General features: G+C 34.2%; 19 protein-coding genes, 1 tRNA gene and 1 pseudogene. 15 read left to right on the forward strand and 6 right to left on the reverse strand.

Going from position 1 to position 23115, the window contains the following annotated elements; genetic code table 11:
• The 3 genes and pseudogenes from HNQ90_RS00185 to rseP all read right to left on the reverse strand — a co-directional run.
• Positions 1-620 (reverse strand): annotated as a pseudogene (locus tag HNQ90_RS00185) (hypothetical protein); the annotation flags it as partial.
• A gap of 300 nt (positions 621-920) precedes the next feature.
• Positions 921-994, reverse strand: a tRNA-Asn gene (locus HNQ90_RS00190).
• Positions 995-1066: 72 nt separating this feature from the next.
• Positions 1067-2413: an RIP metalloprotease RseP gene (gene rseP / locus HNQ90_RS00195; RefSeq protein WP_144114653.1), complete on the reverse strand. Its 1347-nt coding sequence runs from the start codon at positions 2411-2413 to the stop codon at positions 1067-1069.
• A gap of 169 nt (positions 2414-2582) precedes the next feature.
• On the opposite strand from rseP, the gene HNQ90_RS00200 reads away from it, so the two are divergent.
• From HNQ90_RS00200 to HNQ90_RS00260, 13 genes are all read left to right on the forward strand, one after another.
• On the forward strand, positions 2583-3257 hold the full coding sequence (locus HNQ90_RS00200; RefSeq protein ID WP_144114654.1) for an SCO family protein: 675 nt from the start codon (positions 2583-2585) through the stop codon (positions 3255-3257).
• A 522-nt stretch (positions 3258-3779) separates the two neighbouring features.
• The gene (locus HNQ90_RS00205; RefSeq protein ID WP_144114655.1) at positions 3780-4016 is read left to right on the forward strand and encodes a FeoA family protein; all 237 of its coding nucleotides are present in this window, start codon (positions 3780-3782) and stop codon (positions 4014-4016) included.
• Positions 4009-6108, forward strand: a complete 2100-nt coding sequence (gene feoB / locus HNQ90_RS00210) for a ferrous iron transport protein B (protein WP_144114656.1) — start codon at positions 4009-4011, stop codon at positions 6106-6108. The genes HNQ90_RS00205 and feoB overlap by 8 nt, the downstream gene beginning before the upstream one ends.
• A 27-nt stretch (positions 6109-6135) precedes the next feature.
• Positions 6136-6273, forward strand: a complete 138-nt coding sequence (locus HNQ90_RS00215) for a FeoB-associated Cys-rich membrane protein (protein ID WP_144114657.1) — start codon at positions 6136-6138, stop codon at positions 6271-6273.
• A 94-nt stretch (positions 6274-6367) separates the two neighbouring features.
• On the forward strand, positions 6368-7243 hold the full coding sequence (locus tag HNQ90_RS00220; RefSeq protein WP_144114658.1) for a 3-keto-disaccharide hydrolase: 876 nt from the start codon (positions 6368-6370) through the stop codon (positions 7241-7243).
• Positions 7244-7370: 127 nt separating this feature from the next.
• Positions 7371-8030 (forward strand): metal-dependent transcriptional regulator, encoded by a 660-nt coding sequence (locus HNQ90_RS00225; protein ID WP_144114659.1) that lies wholly within the window; start codon positions 7371-7373, stop codon positions 8028-8030.
• Positions 8017-8811: a transporter gene (locus HNQ90_RS00230; protein WP_144114660.1), complete on the forward strand. Its 795-nt coding sequence runs from the start codon at positions 8017-8019 to the stop codon at positions 8809-8811. Before HNQ90_RS00225 ends, HNQ90_RS00230 begins: the two co-directional genes overlap by 14 nt.
• 9 nt (positions 8812-8820) lie before the next feature.
• Entirely contained in the window at positions 8821-9726 is a 906-nt protein-coding gene (locus HNQ90_RS00235; RefSeq protein WP_144114661.1) for a metal ABC transporter solute-binding protein, Zn/Mn family, read from the forward strand.
• Between the two features lie 371 nt (positions 9727-10097).
• Positions 10098-10871, forward strand: coding sequence for a metal ABC transporter ATP-binding protein (locus HNQ90_RS00240; RefSeq protein WP_144114662.1), 774 nt, complete (start codon positions 10098-10100; stop codon positions 10869-10871).
• Positions 10872-11200: 329 nt separating this feature from the next.
• Positions 11201-12328 carry a metal ABC transporter permease gene (locus HNQ90_RS00245; protein ID WP_144114663.1) on the forward strand — a complete coding sequence of 376 codons (1128 nt, stop codon included), beginning with the start codon at positions 11201-11203 and terminating at the stop codon, positions 12326-12328.
• Positions 12321-13481, forward strand: a complete 1161-nt coding sequence (locus HNQ90_RS00250; protein WP_144114664.1) for a metal ABC transporter permease — start codon at positions 12321-12323, stop codon at positions 13479-13481. The genes HNQ90_RS00245 and HNQ90_RS00250 overlap by 8 nt, the downstream gene beginning before the upstream one ends.
• Before the next feature lie 12 nt (positions 13482-13493).
• On the forward strand, positions 13494-14171 hold the full coding sequence (locus tag HNQ90_RS00255; RefSeq protein ID WP_144114665.1) for a YiiX/YebB-like N1pC/P60 family cysteine hydrolase: 678 nt from the start codon (positions 13494-13496) through the stop codon (positions 14169-14171).
• A gap of 3 nt (positions 14172-14174) precedes the next feature.
• Positions 14175-14534 (forward strand): YraN family protein, encoded by a 360-nt coding sequence (locus HNQ90_RS00260; RefSeq protein WP_144114666.1) that lies wholly within the window; start codon positions 14175-14177, stop codon positions 14532-14534.
• A 55-nt stretch (positions 14535-14589) separates the two neighbouring features.
• On the opposite strand, the gene HNQ90_RS00265 is transcribed toward HNQ90_RS00260, so the two are convergent.
• The 3 genes from HNQ90_RS00265 to mfd form a co-directional block, all read right to left on the reverse strand.
• Positions 14590-15315 (reverse strand): lysoplasmalogenase family protein, encoded by a 726-nt coding sequence (locus tag HNQ90_RS00265; RefSeq protein WP_144114667.1) that lies wholly within the window; start codon positions 15313-15315, stop codon positions 14590-14592.
• Between the two features lie 75 nt (positions 15316-15390).
• Positions 15391-16725, reverse strand: coding sequence for a TlpA family protein disulfide reductase (locus HNQ90_RS00270; protein ID WP_144114668.1), 1335 nt, complete (start codon positions 16723-16725; stop codon positions 15391-15393).
• 34 nt (positions 16726-16759) lie between these two features.
• Entirely contained in the window at positions 16760-20107 is a 3348-nt protein-coding gene (mfd, locus tag HNQ90_RS00275; protein ID WP_144114669.1) for a transcription-repair coupling factor, read from the reverse strand.
• 272 nt (positions 20108-20379) lie between these two features.
• Here mfd and HNQ90_RS00280 point away from each other — a divergent pair, with 272 nt between their 5' ends.
• On the forward strand, positions 20380-20811 hold the full coding sequence (locus HNQ90_RS00280; RefSeq protein WP_144114670.1) for a tellurite resistance TerB family protein: 432 nt from the start codon (positions 20380-20382) through the stop codon (positions 20809-20811).
• 443 nt (positions 20812-21254) lie between these two features.
• Positions 21255-23030: a hypothetical protein gene (locus HNQ90_RS00285; RefSeq protein ID WP_144114671.1), complete on the forward strand. Its 1776-nt coding sequence runs from the start codon at positions 21255-21257 to the stop codon at positions 23028-23030.
• Positions 23031-23115: the final 85 nt, after the last annotated feature.

Genomic DNA, 23115 nt, shown 5'->3' on the forward strand with positions numbered 1-23115 from the left:
GACTCTAATTGCGAATTAAAACTAAGATCCAAATTTGTTAATTCATTAGAGCCACAGTACAATCTTATTAAAGCTGTATTCGAACTTAAATCTAAAGTACTTAAGTTGTTATACGTACAAGACAATGACTCTAATTGCGAATTAAAACTAAGATCCAAATTTGTTAATTCATTAGAGCCACAGTACAATCTTATTAAAGCTGTATTCGAACTTAAATCTAAATTTTTAATTAAATTCGAAGAACAATTTAAACTTGTTAAAGCCTTGTTAGAACTAACATCTAAACTTGTTAATAAATTGAGAGAACAATTTAAATATTCCAAAGCAGAATTGGAACTGACATTTAATTCTGAAATAGGATTGTAAGCACAATTTAAACTCTTTAATGCTAAAAAATCTTCTATACCTGTTAAATCTGAGATTAATTTTTTAGCAACGTTCAAAGATTCCACCCCAGCAATTCTTGATGTAGGAATAAACCCGTCGGGTTCAGAATTAATAAAATCGATTCCTAATTCAATTAAAGCTCTTTCAAAATTCCTATTCGGTATCTTAGTATTCTGACTAAAACCGAATGAATATAAACCCAAAAGTATAATCAATGATGATTTAAATTTCATAATTAATAAATATTTAATTATCAGCACAATATAACTAAAACTAAACACAAAATTTAATTTCAACAAATTAATATCCGTTTACTTTCATTAAAAGAAAAAAAATAACAAGCTGTACTTAAGAGTTTAGTTATCCATATAAATTGCCGTGATACTGATAACAAATATAAAAGTGTGGAAATACTATTAATCAAAAATATTGAACATCAATTAAAGAAGTTTCGACTCTAAATATTTAGTACAATAAGCATACAACCAATTAAAAACAAAAAACCCGATACTTTCGTATCGGGTTTTGTTTTGCTCCTTCTCTAGGGCTCGAACCTAGGACCCTCTGATTAACAGTCAGATGCTCTAACCAACTGAGCTAAGAAGGAGTGTGCTTTTTTACTTAGCGAGTGCAAATATAAATTGTTTTTTAGTTTCTGCAAACATTTTTTAAAAAAATTTTAACCAAATATTGCTTTATAGATATCATTACCATTCGCAAACAAGACTAGTGCTATTAAAATAAAGAAACCAACCATTTGTGCATACTCCATAAATTTGTCTCCAGGCTTTCTACCAGATATCATTTCGTATAATAAAAACATAACATGTCCGCCGTCTAACGCAGGAATTGGCAATAAATTTAAAACCCCTAACATTATAGATAAAAAGGCTGTAATGCTCCAAAACACCTGCCAGCTCCAAAAGCTAGGAAAAATATCATAAATAGCTTTAAAGCCACCTACGCCTTTATACGCACCTGTACTTGGGGTAAAAATAGCACCTAATTGATCCCAATAAGAAACAACCTTATCTTTAGCCTTACCTAAACCAACAGGAATAGACTCTAAAAAGCTATAATCCTTTACATCAAAATTATAATACCCTAAAGTTTCTAAAGTTTCAGGAGTCGATGCTCCCGCTACTACAATACCTAGTTTAGCATCTTTATTAACTTTAAGCGGTACGTTAATTTCCTGTCCACCCCTTTTTACGGTTGCCGAAACGTCCTGACCTTTAAATTTTTCTAAAACCGTTTTAACCTCATCAGCATATTTAGTTTTAACCCCGTTTAATCCTAAAAAGATATCGCCTTGTTTTAATCCACTAGCCTTGTTATAAGACGTATCTGGAACTTGAATAACAACAAAAGGTTGTCTTAAGCTAATAAAACCAGTTTCTTTAGAATCTAGTAATTGCGCTAAAAAATCTTCAGGCATTGTTACGGTAGATTGTTTACCATCACGCTCTATTAAAATCTCATTTCCAAATAGTACTTTTTCAGAAATTTCAGAAAAAGTCTCAATTTTATCGCCATCAACAGCTAATATTTTATCGCCTGTAAGTAAACCTGCGTTATTTGCAACCGTACTTTCAATAACTAAACCATCGGTTATATTTTCATTTGGCAAAAACGTATCACCATAAAAATAACTCATCCCAATATAAATGAAAATGGCTAATAAAAAGTTAACAGTTACACCACCAAGCATAATAATTAAACGTTGCCATGCGGGTTTAGATCTAAATTCCCATGGCTGTGGTTCTTGTGCCATTTGCTCGGTATCCATACTCTCATCAATCATCCCCGAAATTTTAACATAACCTCCCAAAGGCAACCAACCAATACCGTATTCTGTTCCGCCAATTTTCTTTTTAAACAAAGAAAACTTAACATCGAAAAATAAATAAAACTTTTCTACTCTAGTTTTAAAAGCCTTTGCAGGAATAAAATGTCCTAATTCGTGCAGTACAATTAGCAACGAAAGACTTAGTAAAAACTGAGATATCTTTATAACAAACTCCATATATAGCTTAACATTATTTTTTTAATCGCACAAAAGTAAGCTTTTAAACCAAGTTTAAAAAGAGAATCGCATAATGGCCACCGTTTTAACAATTATTTATGGTTGAAGAAAAACACTTTACACTAAAAATCGCCGTATTTTTGTTACGATTTAATTAAAAAGCTCTTAAATGCTATCGTTTTTTAAAGAATATAAAGTATTTGCTATAGTTTTTGGCATCATTTCAATTATAATAATTACTATTATTTATAACACTTTAAATGTTTACCAACCGTTGCCTATTTACCAACCTACAATGGTAAGTACAGAGCTTGTTGATAGCACCATACAGCATCAAAAAAAATATCATAAAATAGCCGATTTTAGTTTAACAAACCAAAACGGTAAAACTATTACACAAAAGGATTACAAGGATAAAATTTACGTGGCCGATTTCTTTTTTACAACTTGCCAAACCATTTGCCCTATTATGACTACCAATATGGCAGAAATTCAAAACGAAATTTTAAACGATAATGAAGTTATGCTTCTCTCGCATTCGGTAACTCCAGAAATTGATACCGTTGCACAATTAAAACGTTATGCTATTAAAAAAGGGGTTAATGATAAAAAATGGAACTTGGTTACTGGCGATAAAAAAGAAATTTACAAACTAGCCAGAAAAAGTTATTTAGCAGTAAAAGATCAAGGCGATGGCGGCCCTTTTGATATGGTACATACCGAAAACTTTATGTTAATTGACAAAAAGCGTCAAATACGAGGGTTTTATGATGGTACAAATACCGAAGATATTAAGCGCCTGATCAACGATATTGCAATACTTAAAGAATCTTATCAAGATTAAAAGCAAAAAAAAAGCTCCTTTTAAATAAAAAGAGCTTTTGATATTAAAAGTATATGTTGATTATTTGAAACGTCTTTTTGCATTCCAAACTAGTGAACTTGCGTTGCTAAATTTTTTAGTTTTTGTTCCTACTTTACTTTCTACTACAATTCTGTTACTCGTTTTCATAATGTATTAATTTTCATGGGGTTTATTGCGGCTGCAAAACTAACCCCTTAATAATCAATGAGAAACAACACACTTGATGCATATATATGCTATATTAACCCCAAAGAAGATAAAAACGCCTTACATCTGATAATTCAATCATTTTGAGGTAAATGCCTTTTCTAGAAAGTGGAGTAAAACACTAATTTTTAAGGTTTTTAAACATAAAAACACTTCTGCACCTATTATCTTTTTAGCGTATTAAACTGACTAACAACAAACAATTGTTAAATAATTACTTATTTTAAACTACTAAACTTTTCCCTTTTAAACTTTTACATTACTTTTGACTCTTTAAAATCAATCTAAATAAGCTTGCAAGATATTTTATCACATTTAAAACGTGGGGAACGCGCTATAATTATAGATGTTTCGTCAATTCACATTCCTTTAAAACTACTCGAAATGGGCTGTTTACCAGGAAATGCAGTGGAGCTAGTTCAAGTTGCGCCATTTCAAGACCCTATGTATTTAAATATAAACGGGTCGCATTTAGCTATTAGAAAAGAAACTGCTTCTCATATTTTAATTGAAAAAGTGACACATGAGTAAACAAATAAATGTCGCACTAATTGGCAACCCCAACACTGGTAAAACATCAGTTTTTAATGCTTTAACAGGTTTAAACCAAAAGGTTGGAAATTACCCTGGTATTACTGTCGAAAAAAAGCAGGGTATTTGCAAATTGCCTCGTGGTGTAAAAGCGCATATAATTGATTTACCTGGTACATATAGTTTAAATGCATCGTCGCTGGATGAAAATGTAGTCATCGAACTTTTACTTAATAAAAACGATAAAGATTTCCCTGATATTGCTGTTGTTGTTACCGATGTTGAAAATCTAAAACGAAACCTTTTACTGTTTACTCAAATTAAAGATTTACAGATTCCTACGCTGTTGGTTATTAATATGGCCGACCGTATGAAGCGCAAAGGCATATCTTTAGATATCGATTATTTAGAATCTAAACTAAACACCAAAATAGCCCTAGTTAGCACAAGAAAAAATATAGGTATAGACACCTTAAAACAACTCATTTCTAACTATAAAGAAATATCTGTTAAGCCGTGTTTAGACATGTCTGTTATCGATCCTGCTTACTTTGACGATTTAAAAAAAACATTTCCAAACCAATTAATTTATAAGCTTTGGCTCGTTATAACCCAAGATGTAAATTTTGGTACCATTACAAGAAAAGAATTTAAAACTGTTGAAGATTTTAAAACCAAGCAAAAAGGCGATTTAAAACGTCTTCAACAAAAAGAAACCATAAAGCGCTACCAGTTTATTAACGAAATCCTTAAAAAAGGAAAAACTGTCGATTTATCGCAAGCCAAAGATTTACGCTCTAAATTAGACCGTGTTTTAACACATAAAGTTTGGGGTTATGTTATTTTTGGCGCCATTTTACTACTTATATTTCAAGCTATTTACGATTGGTCTGGTATTCCAATGGACTTTATCGACGAATCGTTTTCATCGCTTAGCGAATGGGTAAAAAACCAATTACCAGAAGGGGCTTTTACCAGCTTACTAGCCGAAGGTATTATTCCTGGTTTGGGCGGTATCGTAATTTTTATTCCGCAAATTGCATTTCTATTTTTATTTATGGCTATTCTAGAAGAAACAGGCTATATGAGTCGTGTGGTGTTTTTAATGGATAGAATTATGCGTCGTTTTGGACTTAGCGGAAAAAGTGTAGTCCCATTAATTTCTGGAACCGCATGTGCTATTCCTGCTATTATGGCAACGCGTAATATTGAAAATTGGAAAGAACGCTTAATAACCATTTTAGTAACGCCATTTACTACCTGTGCTGCGCGTTTACCAGTTTACCTTATCATTATTGCACTAGTAATACCAGAAGGTCGAATTCTTGGTTTAAGCTATCAGGCGTTAACCTTAATGTTACTTTACCTTATTGGTTTCGGGACCGCCATAACTTCAGCTTATATTTTAAACAAAGTATTAAAAATAAAAGGCAAAACATTTTTTGTAATAGAAATGCCTAATTACAAATTACCGCTGTTTAAAAATGTAGCGATTACCGTAATTGAAAAAACAAAAGCCTTCATATTTGGTGCTGGTAAAATAATTTTAGCCATTTCTATTGTACTGTGGTTCCTAGCATCATACGGACCTGGAGAACAATTCAATAACGCAGAAGAAATAATAAACACCAAGTTTGCTTCCGAAAATTTATCTCCCGAAGAAATACAACACAAAGTAGCGTCACATAAACTAGAACATTCCTTTATAGGTATTGCAGGTCATGCTATAGAACCAGCTATAAGACCTTTAGGTTACGACTGGAAAATTGGTATTGCTTTAATAAGTAGTTTTGCGGCTCGCGAGGTATTCGTAGGTACTTTAGCCACTATTTATAGTGTTGGAAGCGACGAGGAAGAAACCATAAAAAACCGAATGGCAGGCGAGGTAAATCCAATTTTAGGAGGTCCTTTATTTACCTTAGCATCAGGCATATCATTACTACTCTTTTATGCGTTTGCTATGCAGTGTATGAGCACCTTAGCTATTGTAAAACGAGAAACAAACTCATGGAAATGGCCTATATTACAACTCGTTATAATGACGGCTTTTGCGTATATTGTAGCTTTAATTGCTTTTCAATTTTTGAAATGAAATTAGTTTAATTTCGACTTAAAGAATATGAACGAGATTATTCAAAACATATTAGTTTTTACAGCAATAGCTTTAGCCTTGACTTTTTTGGTTAAAAAATTCTTCTGGAAAAAATCCAAACCTAAAAAAGCCTGCGGTGGAGACGATGGTTGTGGTTGCCATTAAGCACTAATAAATTTAAAACAAAATACATTTACCTTCTGCTTATTTACTCTTTTTATTGTTTCTTTATGTTTTATCAAACAAACTTAAACAACCAATGAGAAAACCACTTTTACTTACACTAATTGCATTCGTATTATTTTCAGTAAACACCACAGCGCAAAAAAAGGGAAAAACAATCGCTTTATTTGATGAGGATTTAAGTCTTTTCGAGAAATGGAATGGCGTACCTCACAAAACTATTCAAGGACTACCCGAAGGCACTTACCAATCTGATAATGTGCATAAAGGAACAGCCTTAGGCCTAAATAACGACCTAAAAAATGTTTTCATAATTATTAAAGAAAACAACGAACCTGTGTTAAAAATTACAGGCGAAATTTATGGTGGCTTAACCACTATAGCATCTTACAAGAATTATCATTTAAGCATCTATTTTAAATGGGGCGATAAAAAATGGGAACCAAGACTAGCAGATCTTAGAGACTCTGGTATTTTATACCATGCCCATGGCGAACACGGAAGTTTTTGGAATACCTGGAAAGCAAGTTTAGAATACCAAGTACAAGAAACCGACTTAGGCGATTTTATTCCCCTTGGTGGCACAACAGGAAAACCTCAAGTCGAAATTAGAGGTACCCAAGCTACTCCAAGAAATAAATACAACCCTAACTCTAACGTATATTTAGAAAAAATAGGCTACACAAGCGCTTCTAAAGAACCAGACGCTCCTCATGGCGAATGGAACCATCTAGAAATTTACGTAGTTGGAAACGATGCAGTGCACCTAGTTAACGGCGAAGTGGTTATGGTTGTTGAAAATGCTAAGAAAAGAGACGGCAGCATTCTAGACCACGGGCAAATTCAATTACAATCTGAAGCTGCCGAATGCTACTATAAACAATTCACGTTAACAGGTATTAAAAAGTTTCCGAAATTTATTAAAAAGCAAGTCCGATTTAAAAAGAGCTAAACATTCATACCTTTTTCAGATTTAACAAAAATCCTCATTTTATAATTTAAAGTGGGGATTTTTGCATTTTTTAGTTACATTTGTAAAATATTTAAGCTTACTTAAATTTTATTTAAAGCAAACACAAATGTCTGTAGCAGTAGAAAACTTTGTAAAAGCCATTTATAAAAATGGAAAAAGTAATAACAACGATACCAAACCTGGTAACATCGCAAAAGAGTTAGGTATATCCAATGCCGCTGCCACCGATATGGCTAAAAAACTTGCCGTTAAAGACCTCATTAATTACGAAAAATACCAAGAGCTAAAACTAACTGATAAAGGCACCAAAATGGCCTTAAACGTAGTTAGAAAGCATCGGTTATGGGAAGCTTTATTGTTCAAACTTTTTGATATGTCGTTACATGATATTCACAGAGAAGCCGAATTATTAGAACACCAAACATCCGATTTACTAGCCAATAAAATAAGTGAATATTTGGGCAACCCCAAGTTCGATCCTCACGGCGACCCCATACCAAACGCCAATGGAGAAATCACAACAACCGATACCTCTATTTCACTTTCAAACACTAAAGAAGGTAAACAATACATCATTTCTCGTTTAATGAGCGACGATAAAGAATTCTTCGACTTTTGTTCCCAAAACGGCCTAAAATATGGCAATACGGTTTTGGTTTCAAAACAATTCAGTTCTAATAAAATGACACAAATCTCAATAAACAACAACACCATTCTTTTAAATGAAGATTTCACATCAATTATTTACGTTAATGAGCAAGATTAAAATCATATTAACCATTTTAGGTATTTCAAGCTTTTCAGCATTTTCACAAGACAACCAAAATAATGTAGACGCCTTAGTAACCGATAGGCCCGATGCTACCGAGGCATCATCAACCGTAGGCAAAGGTGTTATACAATTTGAAACTGGCGGACTATACGAGTCTTTCGAGTTCAATAATATCAAATCAGAAAACTACACCTACAACACCATGCTAATACGTTACGGTATTTTAGATAATGTAGAATTTCGTTTAGGATGGGATTTTGTTGAGGGCACAACCAAAATAAACAACACCAAACTAGATAATGTTACCAGCGGATTGTCTCCCTTACTTTTAGGACTAAAAATAGACATAACCGAAGAAAATGCCGCCATGCCAGAAATAGCATTAATAGGTCACGTATTTCCGGTGTTTAGTGCATCTGCAGATTATAGACCAGAATACACAGGTGTAGATTTCAGGCTATCCTTATCGCACACCTTAAGCGAAAAATCGAGTTTAGGGTACAATATAGGTGCCCAATGGGGCGATGATTCTGCCGAAGCAGCCGCCATTTACACCATAGCCTACGGCTATAGCATAACCCATAAATTTGGTATGTACGCCGAGCTTTACGGCGACCTTCCAGAAGATAGTAAAGCCAATCATTATTGGGATGCCGGCCTTACCTATTTAGTCTCTAACGATTTACAACTAGACACCTATTTTGGCACAAGCATTACCCAAGGTCAAGACCTTTTACTAGGCCTAGGTTTAAGCTACAGAATACAAAAAATATAACACCAAAACATGAAAAAAACAATACTAACTCTACTTATAGCACTGGTTCTTTTAGGCTGTAAAAACAAAAAACAAACCAACGGAAAACTTAACGTCGTTACCACCACCTCTATGATAACCGATTTGGTTAAAAACATAGGCGGCGAGCACATTAACTTACAAGGTTTAATGGGCAGTGGCGTAGACCCACATTTATATAAAGCTAGCGAAGGCGATGTCACCAAACTCTCCAGCGCAGATATTATTTTTTACAACGGCCTACACCTAGAAGGCAAATTGGTAGAAGTTTTCGAGAAAATGAAAAACATAAAAACCATTGCCATTAGCGATGCTATAGACAAAAACACCCTAATAGGCTCGGAGTATTTTGCCTCCAATTACGATCCACACATTTGGTTTAATGTCGATTATTGGATACAAGCCACAGCCTTTGTAACCCAAAAACTTAGCGAAGCCATCCCAGAACACAAGGACGCTTTTCAAACCAACGGCGCTAACTATATAAAACAATTAGAAAGCCTAAAAACAAAATTAACCGCTAAAATAGAAACACTTCCAAAAGAACAACGTATTTTAGTAACAGCACACGATGCCTTTAACTATTTCGGAAAATCTTTTGGCTTCGAGGTCGTTGGTTTGCAAGGCATCTCAACAGCCACCGAAGCCGGAGTGCAAGACGTTCAAAAACTATCAAGCTTCATAATTGAAAAGAAGGTGAAGTCCATTTTTATTGAAAGTTCGGTGCCAAAACGCACCATCGAAGCCCTTCAAGCAGCCGTAAACTCAAAAGGCCACAATGTAACCATTGGCGGCTCTTTGTACTCCGATGCTTTAGGAAATTCCGGAATCATAGAAGGCACATATATAGGCATGTTCGAGTATAACGTAAACACCATAATAAATGCATTAAAGTAATTTTATTCGAAGCTATTTCCTGCTATACGCTATATCTTTTTTTGCCATATATGGCAGCAAAAAAAGGATGCCGCTTCTATCAGGGCTAAGTTATCAGCTAAGGTCAGTTTAAAATTAACAATTTGAAGAGTACAAAATAGAACATAGAAAATTTAAAAAAACACAAAAAATAAAAGAAAGTCAACACCCAAGTTTCGACACAGTCGAAATCATCAATCTGCAGAAATAAAGAGCGAAGGCATGGAGTCGCAAAGCGCAGCTTTAAGCGCGAAATTCCGAGAGCGAATGGTACTTTAGCAATTTCCTCAGATTGATATGATTTTTTGGTTCGTTTTGCATCAAGGCAAAATGAACATATAAAAAAACAGAATATGGCGCAATCATCAGAAACAAACAAAAACGCAACATCTGTAGGCGCAATAGCCGTAAAAGTAGACGACCTCACCGTAGCCTACAACTACAAACCCGTACTTTGGGATATCGATTTAGAAATTCCAGAAGGTGTACTTATGGCCATTGTAGGACCAAACGGCGCCGGAAAATCAACATTAATTAAGTCTATTTTAGGCATATTAAAACCCATAGCCGGAAGTGTCGAAATTTTTGGCAAGCCCTACGAAAAACAACGCCAAATTGTAGCCTATGTGCCACAAAAAGGAAGTGTAGATTGGGATTTCCCAACAACAGCCTTAGATGTTGTAACTATGGGAACTTACGGAAGTTTAGGCTGGATAAAACGCCCAGGACAGAAAGAAAAAAAAGCAGCTTTAGAAGCGCTTGAAAAAGTTCGCATGTTACCCTTTAAAAACCGACAAATAAGTCAGCTTTCTGGTGGTCAACAGCAGCGTATATTTTTAGCACGAGCCTTAGTACAAAACGCTTCTATTTATTTTATGGACGAACCCTTTCAAGGTGTCGATGCCACAACCGAAATAGCTATAATCAATATTTTAAAAGAATTACGAAAAGCCGGAAAAACGGTAATTGTAGTCCATCACGATTTACAAACCGTACCAGAGTATTTCGATTGGGTAACTTTTTTAAACGTAAAAAAAATAGCCACAGGACCAGTTAAAGATATATTTAACGACGATAACTTAACAAAAACCTATGGTATAAATTATAAAGTAAGTATACAGGAGTAAGAGTTAGAAGTTAGAAGTTAGAAGTTAGAAGTTAGAAGTTAGAAGTTAGAAGTTAGAAAGAATAAAAATAAATTGGAAGTAAAAAAGAATCAGGCAGAAAATCAACACCCAAGTTTCGACACAGTCGAAATCATCGATCTGCAGAAATAAAGAGCGAAGGCATGGAGTCGCAAAGCGCAGCTTTAAGCACGCAATTTCGAGAGCGAATGGTGCTTTAGCAATTTCCTCAGATTGATATGATTTTTTGGTTCGTTTTGCATCAAGGCAAAATGAACATAACATAAAAAGAAAAGCGAAAAAAGGAAGTCATTCCTGCCTTTGCAAGAATTATGGATATAACAGAATACATAAAACTAGTTTTTACAGACTACACCCTAAGAACAATAACCTTAGGCACCGCCATTTTGGGCGCTGTTACAGGTATGCTAGGTAGTTTTGCTGTACTACGTAAACAAAGTCTTTTAGGCGATGCTATTTCTCATGCCGCTTTACCAGGTATTGCCATTGCTTTTTTAATTACAGGCGCAAAAGACAGCAATGTGCTATTATTAGGCGCATTAGTAAGCGGACTAATTGGCACATTCTGGATAAAAGGCATTATTAGTAAAACCCATTTAAAGTCAGATACCGCATTAGGCTTAATTCTCTCGCTCTTTTTCGGATTTGGTATGCTTTTACTCACCTTCATTCAAAAACAACCAAACGCAAACCAAGCAGGGTTAGATAAATACTTATTCGGTCAAGCCGCCACCTTAGTAGAAAGCGACGTTTGGCTAATGGCGATTGTGACAGGCGCATGTTTATTTGTTTTATTGCTATTTTGGAAAGAATTCAAAATCTTACTTTTCGATGCCGACTATACCAAAACACTTGGCTTTAACACCAAATTTATCGATATTTTAATAACCACGTTCATCGTTTTAGCCATCGTTTTAGGCTTACAAACGGTAGGTGTTGTATTAATGAGCGCCATGTTGCTAGCTCCTGCCGCTGCTGCAAGACAATGGACAAATAGCTTAAGCGTAATGGTTTTTCTAGCAGCTATATTTGGAGCGTTTTCGGGCGTGTTCGGAACCGCCATTAGTGCCAGTCAAAACAACCTTTCTACAGGACCAGTAATTGTAATAGTAGCGGGTGTTTTTGTTCTGGTATCCTTTATATTTTCTCCTAGTCGTGGTTTATTATTCAAACAAATACGTTTTATAAAAAACCGTCGCGACTTACAGCTTCAAAAAACATTATCGTTCATGTTTCATATAGCAGAAACACACGAAAACATTTCTCATCCACACGCTATTAAAATTTTAAATAATTTTCAAGGTTTCACAAAAGGCTCCCTTCAAAAATTAGTAGAAAAAAACTATGTAAAACTAGAAGGTACCATGTGGAGCTTAACCGAAGAAGGCTTTAAAACAGCATCCAATTTGTATAATCAACAAACTAGCAACAATGAGTAATGCGCAAATAGAAATACAGCTAATTGCAAGTTTGGTGGCCATAGCTTGCGCCATACCAGGAACCTTTTTGGTATTACGAAAAATGGCTATGATTAGCGATGCTATAAGCCATTCCATTTTACCCGGTATTGTCATTGGATTTTTTATCACTCAAGATTTAAACTCACCTTTACTTATTTTGCTTGCCGCTTTAACCGGAATTATTACCGTGGTTTTGGTCGAATACATTCAAAAAACAGGCTTGGTAAAAGAAGATACCGCTATTGGGTTAGTGTTTCCTATTCTGTTTAGTATTGGTGTTATTATGATAGCAAAAAATGCTAACGATGTGCATCTCGATGTTGATGCCGTTTTACTAGGCGAACTCGCTTTTGCACCTTTTGATAGGCTTATTATTGCAGGATTAGATGTTGGTCCTAAATCCCTTTGGATTATTGGAAGCATTCTAATAATAACCATTGGATTACTATTGGCCTTTTTTAAAGAACTAAAAGTAAGCACCTTTGATGCTGGCTTATCAGCGGCATTAGGGTTCTCTCCAGCTGTTATACATTATGGATTAATGACGGTTTCGTCTGTTACCACAGTTGGCGCTTTCGATGCCGTTGGTGCCATTCTAGTAGTTGCTTTAATGATTGCTCCTGCAGCAACAGCATATTTACTAACAAACGAATTAAAACGCATGCTTATCTACGCCATCTGTTTTGGCGTATTTAGTGCTATTGCAGGATATTGGCTAGCACATGTGCTAGATGCATCCATTGCAGGATCTATAACCACCATGTTAGGACTACTATTTTTGGTTGTATATCTATTTGCACCAAGAAAAGGGATTATTGCAGTTATGTATCGCGAAAAGCAACAACGTACAGAGGTCTCTTTATTAACCTTTTTATTGCATTTAAAAAATCATACCGAAGAGCGCGAGCGCCATGTTAATCACCTTAACGAACATATAAATTGGCAAAAAGTACGCTCTAAAACAGTTTTAGATTTAGCATTAAAGAATAACATGATTCAGTTTGATAAAAACATAGTGTCTTTAACCGAAAAAGGCGAACAATTTACATCTCAAGCTATCGATTATATTATTACAAATCAAGATAATAAGATTGAACACATGAAAGATGATTTCTTTTTGTTTAGAGGCTAATTTTAATATAGAATGGCACATACCACACCAAAACTTATTTACTTTATTTTTAGTGCAATTCTTCTTTTTACAAGTTGCAAAAATGCTAACAAAAACATAGATTTTGAATTGCAAGAAGGCGATTTACTTTTTCAAGACACAGGAACAGATGCCATTGATAATGCCATAAAATCGGTTACAGCAACATCGGTTGCTAAAAATTACTCGCATGTTGGAATAGCGATGAAAAGTAACGACGATTGGTTTGTAGTTGAGGCTATACCTAAAACAGGAATCACCAAAACACTTTTACAAGATTTTCTTGATCGTAATACCAACAGCTTAAACAAATCCAGAACTACAGTAGCGCGATTAGACAACAGCTATTCACAATATATTCCTGAAGCCATAAATTATGGTTTAAAACGTCTAAATATTCCGTACGATTCTGGTTTTGCTTGGGACGATAGAGCTTATTATTGTTCTGAACTGGTTTACAAAATGTTCTCCGTTCAAGATTTAAATGAAACGCCTATGCCTTTTGAAACCAACCCGATGACATTTAAAGACAGCACCGGACAAACCACTGAAGGTTGGATTGCGTATTACAAAAAACTTAATGAGCCTATACCTGAAGGAGACACTGGAACAAACCCTAACCTGATGGCGAGTAGCTCACACTTGGAATTTATTTTTGATTATTCAAAATAGGAAATGGCACAACACAACGAACTTGGTAAAAAAGGTGAACAATTAGCAGTAGATTTTCTTCTGAAAAACAACTACGCCATTATTGAGCGCAACTACCGTTTTGATAAAGCTGAAGTAGATATTATTGCACAAAAAAAAGATATTCTAGCTATTATAGAAGTAAAAACACGCTCGACTACCGATTTTGGAAATCCGCAAGACTTTGTAAAACCCAAACAAATTCAGCGTTTAGTAAAGGCGGTTGATGAATATGTTACTGTAAACGATTTAGACGTTGAAGTACGATTTGATATTATTGCTATTGTAAAAGAAGGTAAAGGCTTTAATATTGAGCATTTAGAAAATGCTTTTTACCACTTTTAGTAGAAAATTAACCCGATGATAATTACTGCAGTTTAATTATTATTTTTACAATTACTTAGACTTTTTCCATAACATCATCAGTATCCAATTCGATAAAATCTTTTGTCTGGCTAATGAGCCCAGATATTATTAGATACTGCGATATCCCATAAAAAAGCATAACAGTAACCCCTTCATAAGCAATATCACTACGATAAAACAATTTTAAACCAGCTATACTATCCGACAAAACTGAAAACAAAACACCAATTAAAACTAAATAATAACTTTTTTTATTCACATCTGGTTTTCTTAAAATTGCAAAAATTAAAGTACCTAACGCTATAAATAAATATAACAGTATTATTAAATAATAATTACTATTCATGTTTTGATTTATTAAAATTAAAATGCCAGACATGTATACAAAACAAAGTATGAGGATAGGTATTAATTTTTTAAAACTGAAATCAATACTATTGTAAAATCTGAAAACATAAAACATCTTAGCAACAATAAAACTGCATATACCAACCATATTATAAATGTGGATTTCATTAAAAATGAGCATGATATCTCCTAACATGAAGAACATTAATGCAGAAATTACAAATACGCGTTTTACTGAAGATATTTCTTTTTCATTTAAAAGGTAATAAGCGAGTAACAGTATTGAAAGGATTGCCTTAGAAATCAATCTATAAGTAGAAGCTCCAAAATTTATTTTTATGTAAATATCAGTAACTAATACCGTAAAAAACAAAATTGCGAATATGTAATTATTTCTAAAAATTACAACCATAGAATTGATTTGAAACAATTAAAAATAGGAAAAATTCTACTTAAAACAGCAATTTATCTTTTTACCATTTTTAAACTACTCTTCCTCTACCTCAAAGTATTCCTTTAGAACCTCAAAATCTAAAGGCTTAGCAACAATTTTTTTGTCCTTATCTAGTATAAAATATGTTGGTGTTGAAGATACGCCGTAGGCATTACCTATTTTATTATCCCATTTTCCTTTTCCATAAACATGGATAAACTCTGGATAATCATAAGTTAAATTTTTCCAACCATAAGGCTCATCTTCCAAACCTATGGCAACCACTTTTACTTTGTTTTTTTCGAAGGTATTTACAAACTTTTGCAACTGCGGTACCTCATCTAAACAATGAGAACATGTGCTACTCCAGAAAACGATAACGTAATTTTCGGCACCTTTTAAATCGGTTAATTTTTTAGTTATAACCTTGCCTTTTTCTTCAATTTCAATATTAAAATTAGGCGCTACAGTACCCTTTGAAAGGTTTTTATATAAAATTAAGTCTTTTAATAATTGTTGGTCATTTAAATTAACAGCAACGTCCATTAGATAATTTTCACCAATATAGTTAGCCACAGCTTCTTCTCTTAAATCTGCCATTTGTTGCCACAAATCAAACAATAAAATACGTTGCACTTCTTTTGGAGCTGTTTTCATATGCCCGAAAACGACATCGATATTTTCTTTGTAATTCTCAACCTCATCTTTAGTTTCAGAGGACATTCCAAACACATAATTAAGCATACGTTCTTCTAAAAAATTTGAACTTTGAAGTACTGGATTATTAAAATCTACATAATCAAAATAGTGCGCTTTTAAATTGGCAATATAGGTTTCAACAGGCTCGATAGTTTCTGGCACATAAGGTTTATTCGCTTTTATAAACGCTAGCGCTCTTGTACCTTGTGCCGCTTTCTCGAAATTCTCTTGCGTTTCCTTTTGCGTTTTAAATATGGCTTTTAAAGCCTTTTTATCTTCGCTCTCCTGACTAAAATAGTTTCCTATACTTTGGGTAACCATAGACATGCTATTGGTATAAGCCGCTAATAATTTGTTTTCGGTAGATTTTATAAACTCAACCCCAGTTTCAGAATTAAACGTTAACTCGATATCTTCTTTTCCGTTGTAAATAATATCAAAATTATAATCCTCTTGAGGCACTGCATACACCAAACGGTAAGTGCCTTTAGTTTTTGTAGAATCTAACTTAAACTCAAAACTTCCATCTTCCTGTATTTCAGCATTGGTAACATAATCCGATATGGTTGGATTTACTTTATACAACAAGGCAAAATTATAATCTTTTGCAGGCGTAAATTTCCCTTTAATAGTATGTTGTGCTATTAATAAACCTGGAAGTATTAGTGTTAAAAGTAATAAGCGTTTCATTTATGTAATATATTTTCTAATTAAAAATCAATAATTAAGCCACAATTGACTTTAAAGCTTCTAAAGCATGTTTAACGGTTTTAATAGCTTCAAAACTTAGCATTAATCGTAAACCATTTCTAGTTTGCTTCTCTTTCATTTTACAAGCCCCAGGATTTTTTTGTACAAATTGTAAGACTTTAGTAAAATTAGGACTCTGATAAAAACTACTTTGTTGGTCGTTAATAAAATACCCTATTAACCTGCCTTTTTTCATGATAACTTTATCGAACCCTATTTTAGTAGCTAACCACTTTATTTGGACACTATTTAATAAATCGGTCACTTGTTTTGGTAAAGCTCCAAAACGGTCTATTAATTCCTTTTCAAAGGTATGCAATTCTTCTTCGGTTTTCAGGTTGTTTAGCTGGGTATATAAACTTAATCGTTCGGCAATATTATTAACGTAACTATCTGGAAATAAAAGCTCAAAATCAGTATCGATGGTTACATCTTTTACATAAACTTTATCGGCTTCATCTTCATCATACAAATCTTTAAATTCGGTTTCCTTAAGCTCGTCGATAGCTTCATTTAGAATTTTTTGATACGTATCAAACCCAATTTCGTTAATAAATCCACTTTGCTCACCACCTAATAAATCGCCAGCACCACGAATTTCTAAATCTTTCATGGCAATATTAAAACCACTTCCTAACTCGGTAAATTGCTCTAGTGCTGTTATTCGTTTTCTGGCATCATCGGTCATTGCTGAATATTCTGGTGTAATAAAATAACAGAATGCTTTTTTGTTGCTTCTACCAACACGACCACGCATTTGGTGTAAATCGCTTAATCCAAAATTATTGGCGTTATTTATAAAAATAGTATTTGCATTAGGAACATCTAATCCACTTTCTACTATAGTTGTACTCACCAAAACGTCGAACTCGCCATCCATAAAAGCCAGCATAAGTTGCTCTAGTTTTTTGCCATCCATTTGCCCGTGCCCAATACCAATTTTAGCATCGGGAACTAAACGCTGAATTAATCCAGCAACTTCTTTAATATTTTCAATACGGTTATGTATAAAATAAATTTGTCCGCCACGTTCAATCTCATAACTCACCGCATCACGGATGGTTTCTTCGCTAAAACGAATAACATGACTTTCTATTGGATATCGATTTGGTGGTGCGGTTGTAATAACCGACATATCGCGAGCCGCCATTAAACTAAATTGCAAAGTTCTAGGAATTGGTGTTGCGGTTAGCGTTAACACATCCACATTATCCTTAATAGTTTTAAGTTTTTCTTTTACGGCAACCCCAAACTTTTGCTCTTCATCGACAATTAAAAGCCCTAAATCTTTAAACTTTACGTTTTTATTTACCAGTTGATGCGTACCGATAATAATATCGACTTTTCCTTGCTCTAAACCTTCTAAAGTCTCGCGTTTTTCTTTAGCTGTTCTAAAACGGTTAACATAATCGACAGTAACCGGAAAATCCTTTAAACGCTTAGCAAACGATCTAGAATGTTGATACGCCAAAATAGTAGTTGGCACTAAAATCGCTACTTGTTTACCATTATCGACTGCCTTAAATGCTGCACGAATGGCAACTTCTGTTTTACCGAAACCAACATCGCCACAAATTAGGCGATCCATAGGGCGTTCGCTTTCCATATCGGCTTTAATATCTGCGGTAGCAGTACTTTGGTCTGGTGTGTCCTCGTAAATAAAAGATGCTTCCAGCTCGTGTTGCATGTAGCTATCTGGATTGTATTGATAGCCTTTTTCGGTTTTACGTTTAGCGTATAATTTTATTAAATTAAAAGCTACATGTTTTACACGTGCTTTAGTTTTTTGTTTTAAGGTTTTCCAAGCATTACTTCCTAATTTATAAACTTTAGGAGGCTTGCCGTCTTTACCATTAAACTTGGTAATTTTATGTAAGGAATGAATACTTAAATACAGCACATCGCGTTCGCCATACACCAATTTAATAGCCTCTTGCTTTTTACCTTCAACATCTATTTTTTGAAGCCCGCCAAAACGCCCAATACCATGATCGATATGCGTTACATAATCCCCAATATCCAGATTGGTAAGCTCTTTTAACGTAATGGCTTGCTTTTTAGCATAACCGTTTTTAAGCTGAAATTTATGGTAACGCTCGAAAATTTGATGATCGGTATAGCAAACAATTTTACTATCATGATCTATAAACCCTTGATGTAGCGATAAAATTATGGTGTTATAAGGTGCGACTTCTAGATTAGAATCGTCGAAAATATCATGAAAACGTTTGGCTTGTTGCTCGCTAACACAGGCAATATAATTGGTATACCCTTTATTATGATTGGCATTTAAATCTTCAATAAGTAAATTGAATTGCTTGTTAAATGCAGGTTGTGGCGTGGTATCGAATACAATTTGATTACTTAAATCCTTAGAAAAAACGTTTTGCGTACCAAATTCTATAATAGAAAAATCGAGCAACTGCTTTTTTAATAGGGTTGCATTACAGAATAACTCTTGAGGTTTGGCATGTTTTATTTCTCCTGAGAGTTTATTATATGCGACTTCGGCCTTTTCAAAAAACTCATCGATTCTAGAAAATAGTAAATCGGCATTTTTTAAACAGACTACTGTTTTTTGAGCAATGTATTTTAAGAAACTCTGGCGGGATTCCTCCAGAAGTTTATTAGCCACATTAGGAATGATGTTGATTTTTTTAATTTGCTCGATGGATAATTGCGTTTCCACATCAAAGGTTCGAATACTATCTACCTCATCGCCAAAAAACTCAATTCTATATGGCACATCGTTGGAGAATGAAAACACATCTACAATACCACCACGCACTGAAAACTCACCAGGTTCGGTTACAAAATCGACACGTTTAAACTTATACTCAAAAAGCATTTCATTTACAAAGTCGATTGATAAACTATCATTTACACCCACTTTTAAGGTATGGCGCTCCAACTCTTTTCTAGTAACTACTTGCTCGAAAAGGGCATCGGGATAGGTTACAATTATAGCAGGTTTTTTTTGCGAATTTATCCGGTTTAAAACCTCGGCACGTAATAACACATTAGCATTATCGGTTTCTTCTATTTCGTAAGGCCTGCGATAACTACCAGGATAAAACAACACATCTTTGGAGCTTAATAACTGCTCTAAATCGTTTAGATAATGAGCGGCTTCTTCTTTGTCGTTAAAAACCAATAAAAATGGTTTGTCGGCTGCTTTAAAAATGCTAGAAATAACAAAGGAAAAAGAAGACCCTACAAGCCCCTTAATATGTGTTTTAGACCCAATTTGGGCCATAGTAGTTTGCAGATTTTGCGTTTGCAAAGCCTGTAAATAGGTTTGAGAGATACTCGTTTTACTCACCTAATTTTGTTTTGAAGTGCAAATATACGGTTTAGAATTATTTTTTAGTGGATTTGCCATGATTGAACCCTTATATTAACCAAAATAATTATGAGGCTCCTAAATAGTTGTACGCCCGCGTTAGGGATTGTACTGAAAAGCCCACAGCGGAGGAACGTAGCGAGGACTTGCAAGGAAAAGCCCGACCCTTGTGGTAACGCCCAAAAAAGTAAACTTTCAATTCAAAATATTAAAAAAAATATGTAGGTTTGCACCACTAAATAAAAAATATTATGTCGTTTTCAGATTTATTTGACAGTGGTTTTAAGAAGCGTAATGAGAGTCATTTTGCATCGATAGTTCGAGTTGCCATGGCTGATGGAGTTATTTCGCCGGAAGAAAAAGCGTTTTTAGACCGTTTGGCACAACGTTTAGAAATTGGAGAAGGCGATTACAAGGCTATTTTAGAGAATTACAATTCGCATTCTATTAACCCACCTGCTTCTTACGATTTACGTTTAGAGCGTTTGTATGATTTGGTTCGTATGGTACATGTTGATAATATTAAAGGAGACCCTGAGCACTTGCTTTTGAATAAAATTGCTGTAGGTCTTGGTTTTCACGCTGTAAATGTAAAATACATTACAGACAAAGCTTTAACTTTAGTGAGTAACGGTGTGGATTTAGATACTTTTATCGACCAAATAAGAAACATGAATAGATAAATCTATTTAAATATATTATAAAAAAAGCGCTCTATTTTGAGCGCTTTTTTTATCGACTAATTTTAAGATTTTAACTAAAACAGAAATTAAACAGATGGCTTTAGCGGGCCTAATTTTGTAGGAATTGTAAAACTAATCTTGTTTTTTTGTATATTTACCTGTATCGTAATAGTATAATTTTCACCTTACCCTAAGAGTTTTATTGTCATAATCTATATATAAAGTATTCCTTGTACAAGGGTTTTTATGACGCATAGCAATTTTATAACCACTTAATTTATGTGCTATGAAAGTGACTCGTTATTCGACATTTTTTTCAACCTTAAAACAGAAACTTGAACATACCAAGGCCATAACCTCTGTTTGTTATTTAGCACACAGTAACGGCGTGAAATTTATTATTGCCTTTAATTTTATTAACGCAAATTTTAAATAATAATATTATGAGTAATAAACCTTTTCATTTAGGCATAACCATGGCAGGTGCAGTATCTGCTGGGGCATACACTGCGGGATTTATAGATTATCTTTATGAAATTTTAGAATTATGGGAAGAACAAAAATCTGTGATTAGGAAAAAACTAAGCAACAACCAGACATTAACGACTTACGAGAAGCAAATTCCGTTACACGACGTTTGTATTGAAGCACTTGGTGGTGCATCGGCAGGTGGAATGGTTGGCATGATAACAGCACTTTCTACATTTTCGAAAACTCCACCAGTAAAATTACCTACCAATCTTAAAACAGGTAATATTTTATATGATAGTTGGGTGCTTTTGGATGACGACGATAAGGTAAAGACCTTCGAAAAAATGTTGAACACCGAAGATTTGGATTCTAGCGATGATATACCGTCGCTATTAAACTCTAAACCTATAGATCGGATTGCAGACAAGGTTTTTAACGAATTAGTATCCAAAGAAAATAAAAGAAAAAGACCACATTATATTTCTGAAGATTTAAGAATTATACTTACCCTTTGTAGCTTACGTGGCGTGCCTTTTGAGTTTAAGTTTGGAAACGTATCGTCGGCCAATTTTCCATACACACCCGGACACCGCATGAGTGAGCATATGATAATTGCCCATTTTAAAATGAAATATGATGAGGTAGCCGATAAGGATGTTTATTTAAAATTCGACCCATACAACGAAGCCTCTAAAGCTTTACTTAAACTATGTACCAAAGCTACTGGCGCGTTCCCAATTGGTTTAGCACCCAGACATTTTAAAGACCAATTAAGCACAACCTATTTAAAAAACTGTATTTTAAGAAATCTTGAGATAGACGAAAAGGATAAATCGGTAATAGACATAAAAATAAACGACAATTATTTCGATTTTACCGATGTTGATGGCGGTACCATTAACAACGAACCATACTCTGAGGTTGTTCAAGTTTTAGAAAGTATAATACCTAATTACGACCCTAAACTACCTATGTTTGGAACGATAATGGTAGACCCTTTCCCTAATTTTTATAACCAAGACGAACCTGGTGGCGTAGAAGATATTTTCTCGCCAACATTATTCCAAAAAAGTATTTGGAGCGTTATCCCTAAACTTTACACCACGCTTAGAGAGCAGGTAAGCGTAAAACATAGCGGATCTTTTTACAAAGATTATTTGCGCCTCTTAGTGTTTCCTGTTAAGTGGGAGCATCTTGGAGTTCTAAAAAACCATCCGCCTATTTCTTGTGCGTCTTTAGGCGGTTTTGGTGGCTTTTTAGACATAGAATTTAGAAAGCATGATTTCTTTTTAGGCCGAAATAATGCGCGTAATTTTTTTAGAGCCTACTTTATGCTAGAACACGATAAAAACAATTTACACCCCTTGTTTGAAGGTTTAAGTGACCATGCCTTAGCCATATTTAAACGCAAAGCCACTAACGATAGTGGTGTAGAAGCCACCTACTTCCCTATTATTCCAGATTTAAATTTTATAGAAGATAAAGAAAACGGAAATACAAATCCATTTTCGTATACCATTGAGGAGTTTCCAAAATTGGCACCCAACTATTTTAATACTATTGAACCTGCTTTAAAAAATAGAATTAACAACATTCTTACCTCGGAAATTAATAAACGATTTAAAGAAAAGTGGCTAATACGAAATGCACTAAAGTTAGTAAAAGGTCTTATTACTAAACGCCTTACCAAAAGTACTATTGATGTCATGAAAAAAGATTTCAAAAACAGAAGTATGCTGGCCGAATAAGCTCATAGTTTTTTTAAAAAAATTTATAATATCCTTAACAGTTAAACTTTTACCTTTGGGGTATTAATTAATAATAGTACCGTGT

The organism is Algibacter amylolyticus (assembly GCF_014202225.1).
GTDB lineage: Bacteria > Bacteroidota > Bacteroidia > Flavobacteriales > Flavobacteriaceae > Algibacter_B > Algibacter_B amylolyticus.

Bases quoted from the DNA above. Each gene is read 5' to 3' on its own strand.
- HNQ90_RS00200 (WP_144114654.1), top strand. From the start codon at position 2,583: ATGCTATCGTTTTTTAAAGAATATAAAGTATTTGCTATAGTTTTTGGC.
- HNQ90_RS00240 (WP_144114662.1), top strand. From the start codon at position 10,098: ATGGCGCAATCATCAGAAACAAACAAAAACGCAACATCTGTAGGCGCA.
- HNQ90_RS00225 (WP_144114659.1), top strand. From the start codon at position 7,371: ATGTCTGTAGCAGTAGAAAACTTTGTAAAAGCCATTTATAAAAATGGA.
- HNQ90_RS00250 (WP_144114664.1), top strand. From the start codon at position 12,321: ATGAGTAATGCGCAAATAGAAATACAGCTAATTGCAAGTTTGGTGGCC.
- HNQ90_RS00280 (WP_144114670.1), top strand. From the start codon at position 20,380: ATGTCGTTTTCAGATTTATTTGACAGTGGTTTTAAGAAGCGTAATGAG.
- feoB (WP_144114656.1), top strand. From the start codon at position 4,009: ATGAGTAAACAAATAAATGTCGCACTAATTGGCAACCCCAACACTGGT.
- HNQ90_RS00260 (WP_144114666.1), top strand. From the start codon at position 14,175: ATGGCACAACACAACGAACTTGGTAAAAAAGGTGAACAATTAGCAGTA.
- HNQ90_RS00235 (WP_144114661.1), top strand. From the start codon at position 8,821: ATGAAAAAAACAATACTAACTCTACTTATAGCACTGGTTCTTTTAGGC.
- HNQ90_RS00245 (WP_144114663.1), top strand. From the start codon at position 11,201: ATGGATATAACAGAATACATAAAACTAGTTTTTACAGACTACACCCTA.
- HNQ90_RS00255 (WP_144114665.1), top strand. From the start codon at position 13,494: ATGGCACATACCACACCAAAACTTATTTACTTTATTTTTAGTGCAATT.
- HNQ90_RS00220 (WP_144114658.1), top strand. From the start codon at position 6,368: ATGAGAAAACCACTTTTACTTACACTAATTGCATTCGTATTATTTTCA.
- HNQ90_RS00230 (WP_144114660.1), top strand. From the start codon at position 8,017: ATGAGCAAGATTAAAATCATATTAACCATTTTAGGTATTTCAAGCTTT.
- HNQ90_RS00270 (WP_144114668.1), bottom strand. From the start codon at position 16,725: ATGAAACGCTTATTACTTTTAACACTAATACTTCCAGGTTTATTAATA.
- rseP (WP_144114653.1), bottom strand. From the start codon at position 2,413: ATGGAGTTTGTTATAAAGATATCTCAGTTTTTACTAAGTCTTTCGTTG.
- HNQ90_RS00215 (WP_144114657.1), top strand. From the start codon at position 6,136: ATGAACGAGATTATTCAAAACATATTAGTTTTTACAGCAATAGCTTTA.
- HNQ90_RS00285 (WP_144114671.1), top strand. From the start codon at position 21,255: ATGAGTAATAAACCTTTTCATTTAGGCATAACCATGGCAGGTGCAGTA.
- HNQ90_RS00265 (WP_144114667.1), bottom strand. From the start codon at position 15,315: ATGGTTGTAATTTTTAGAAATAATTACATATTCGCAATTTTGTTTTTT.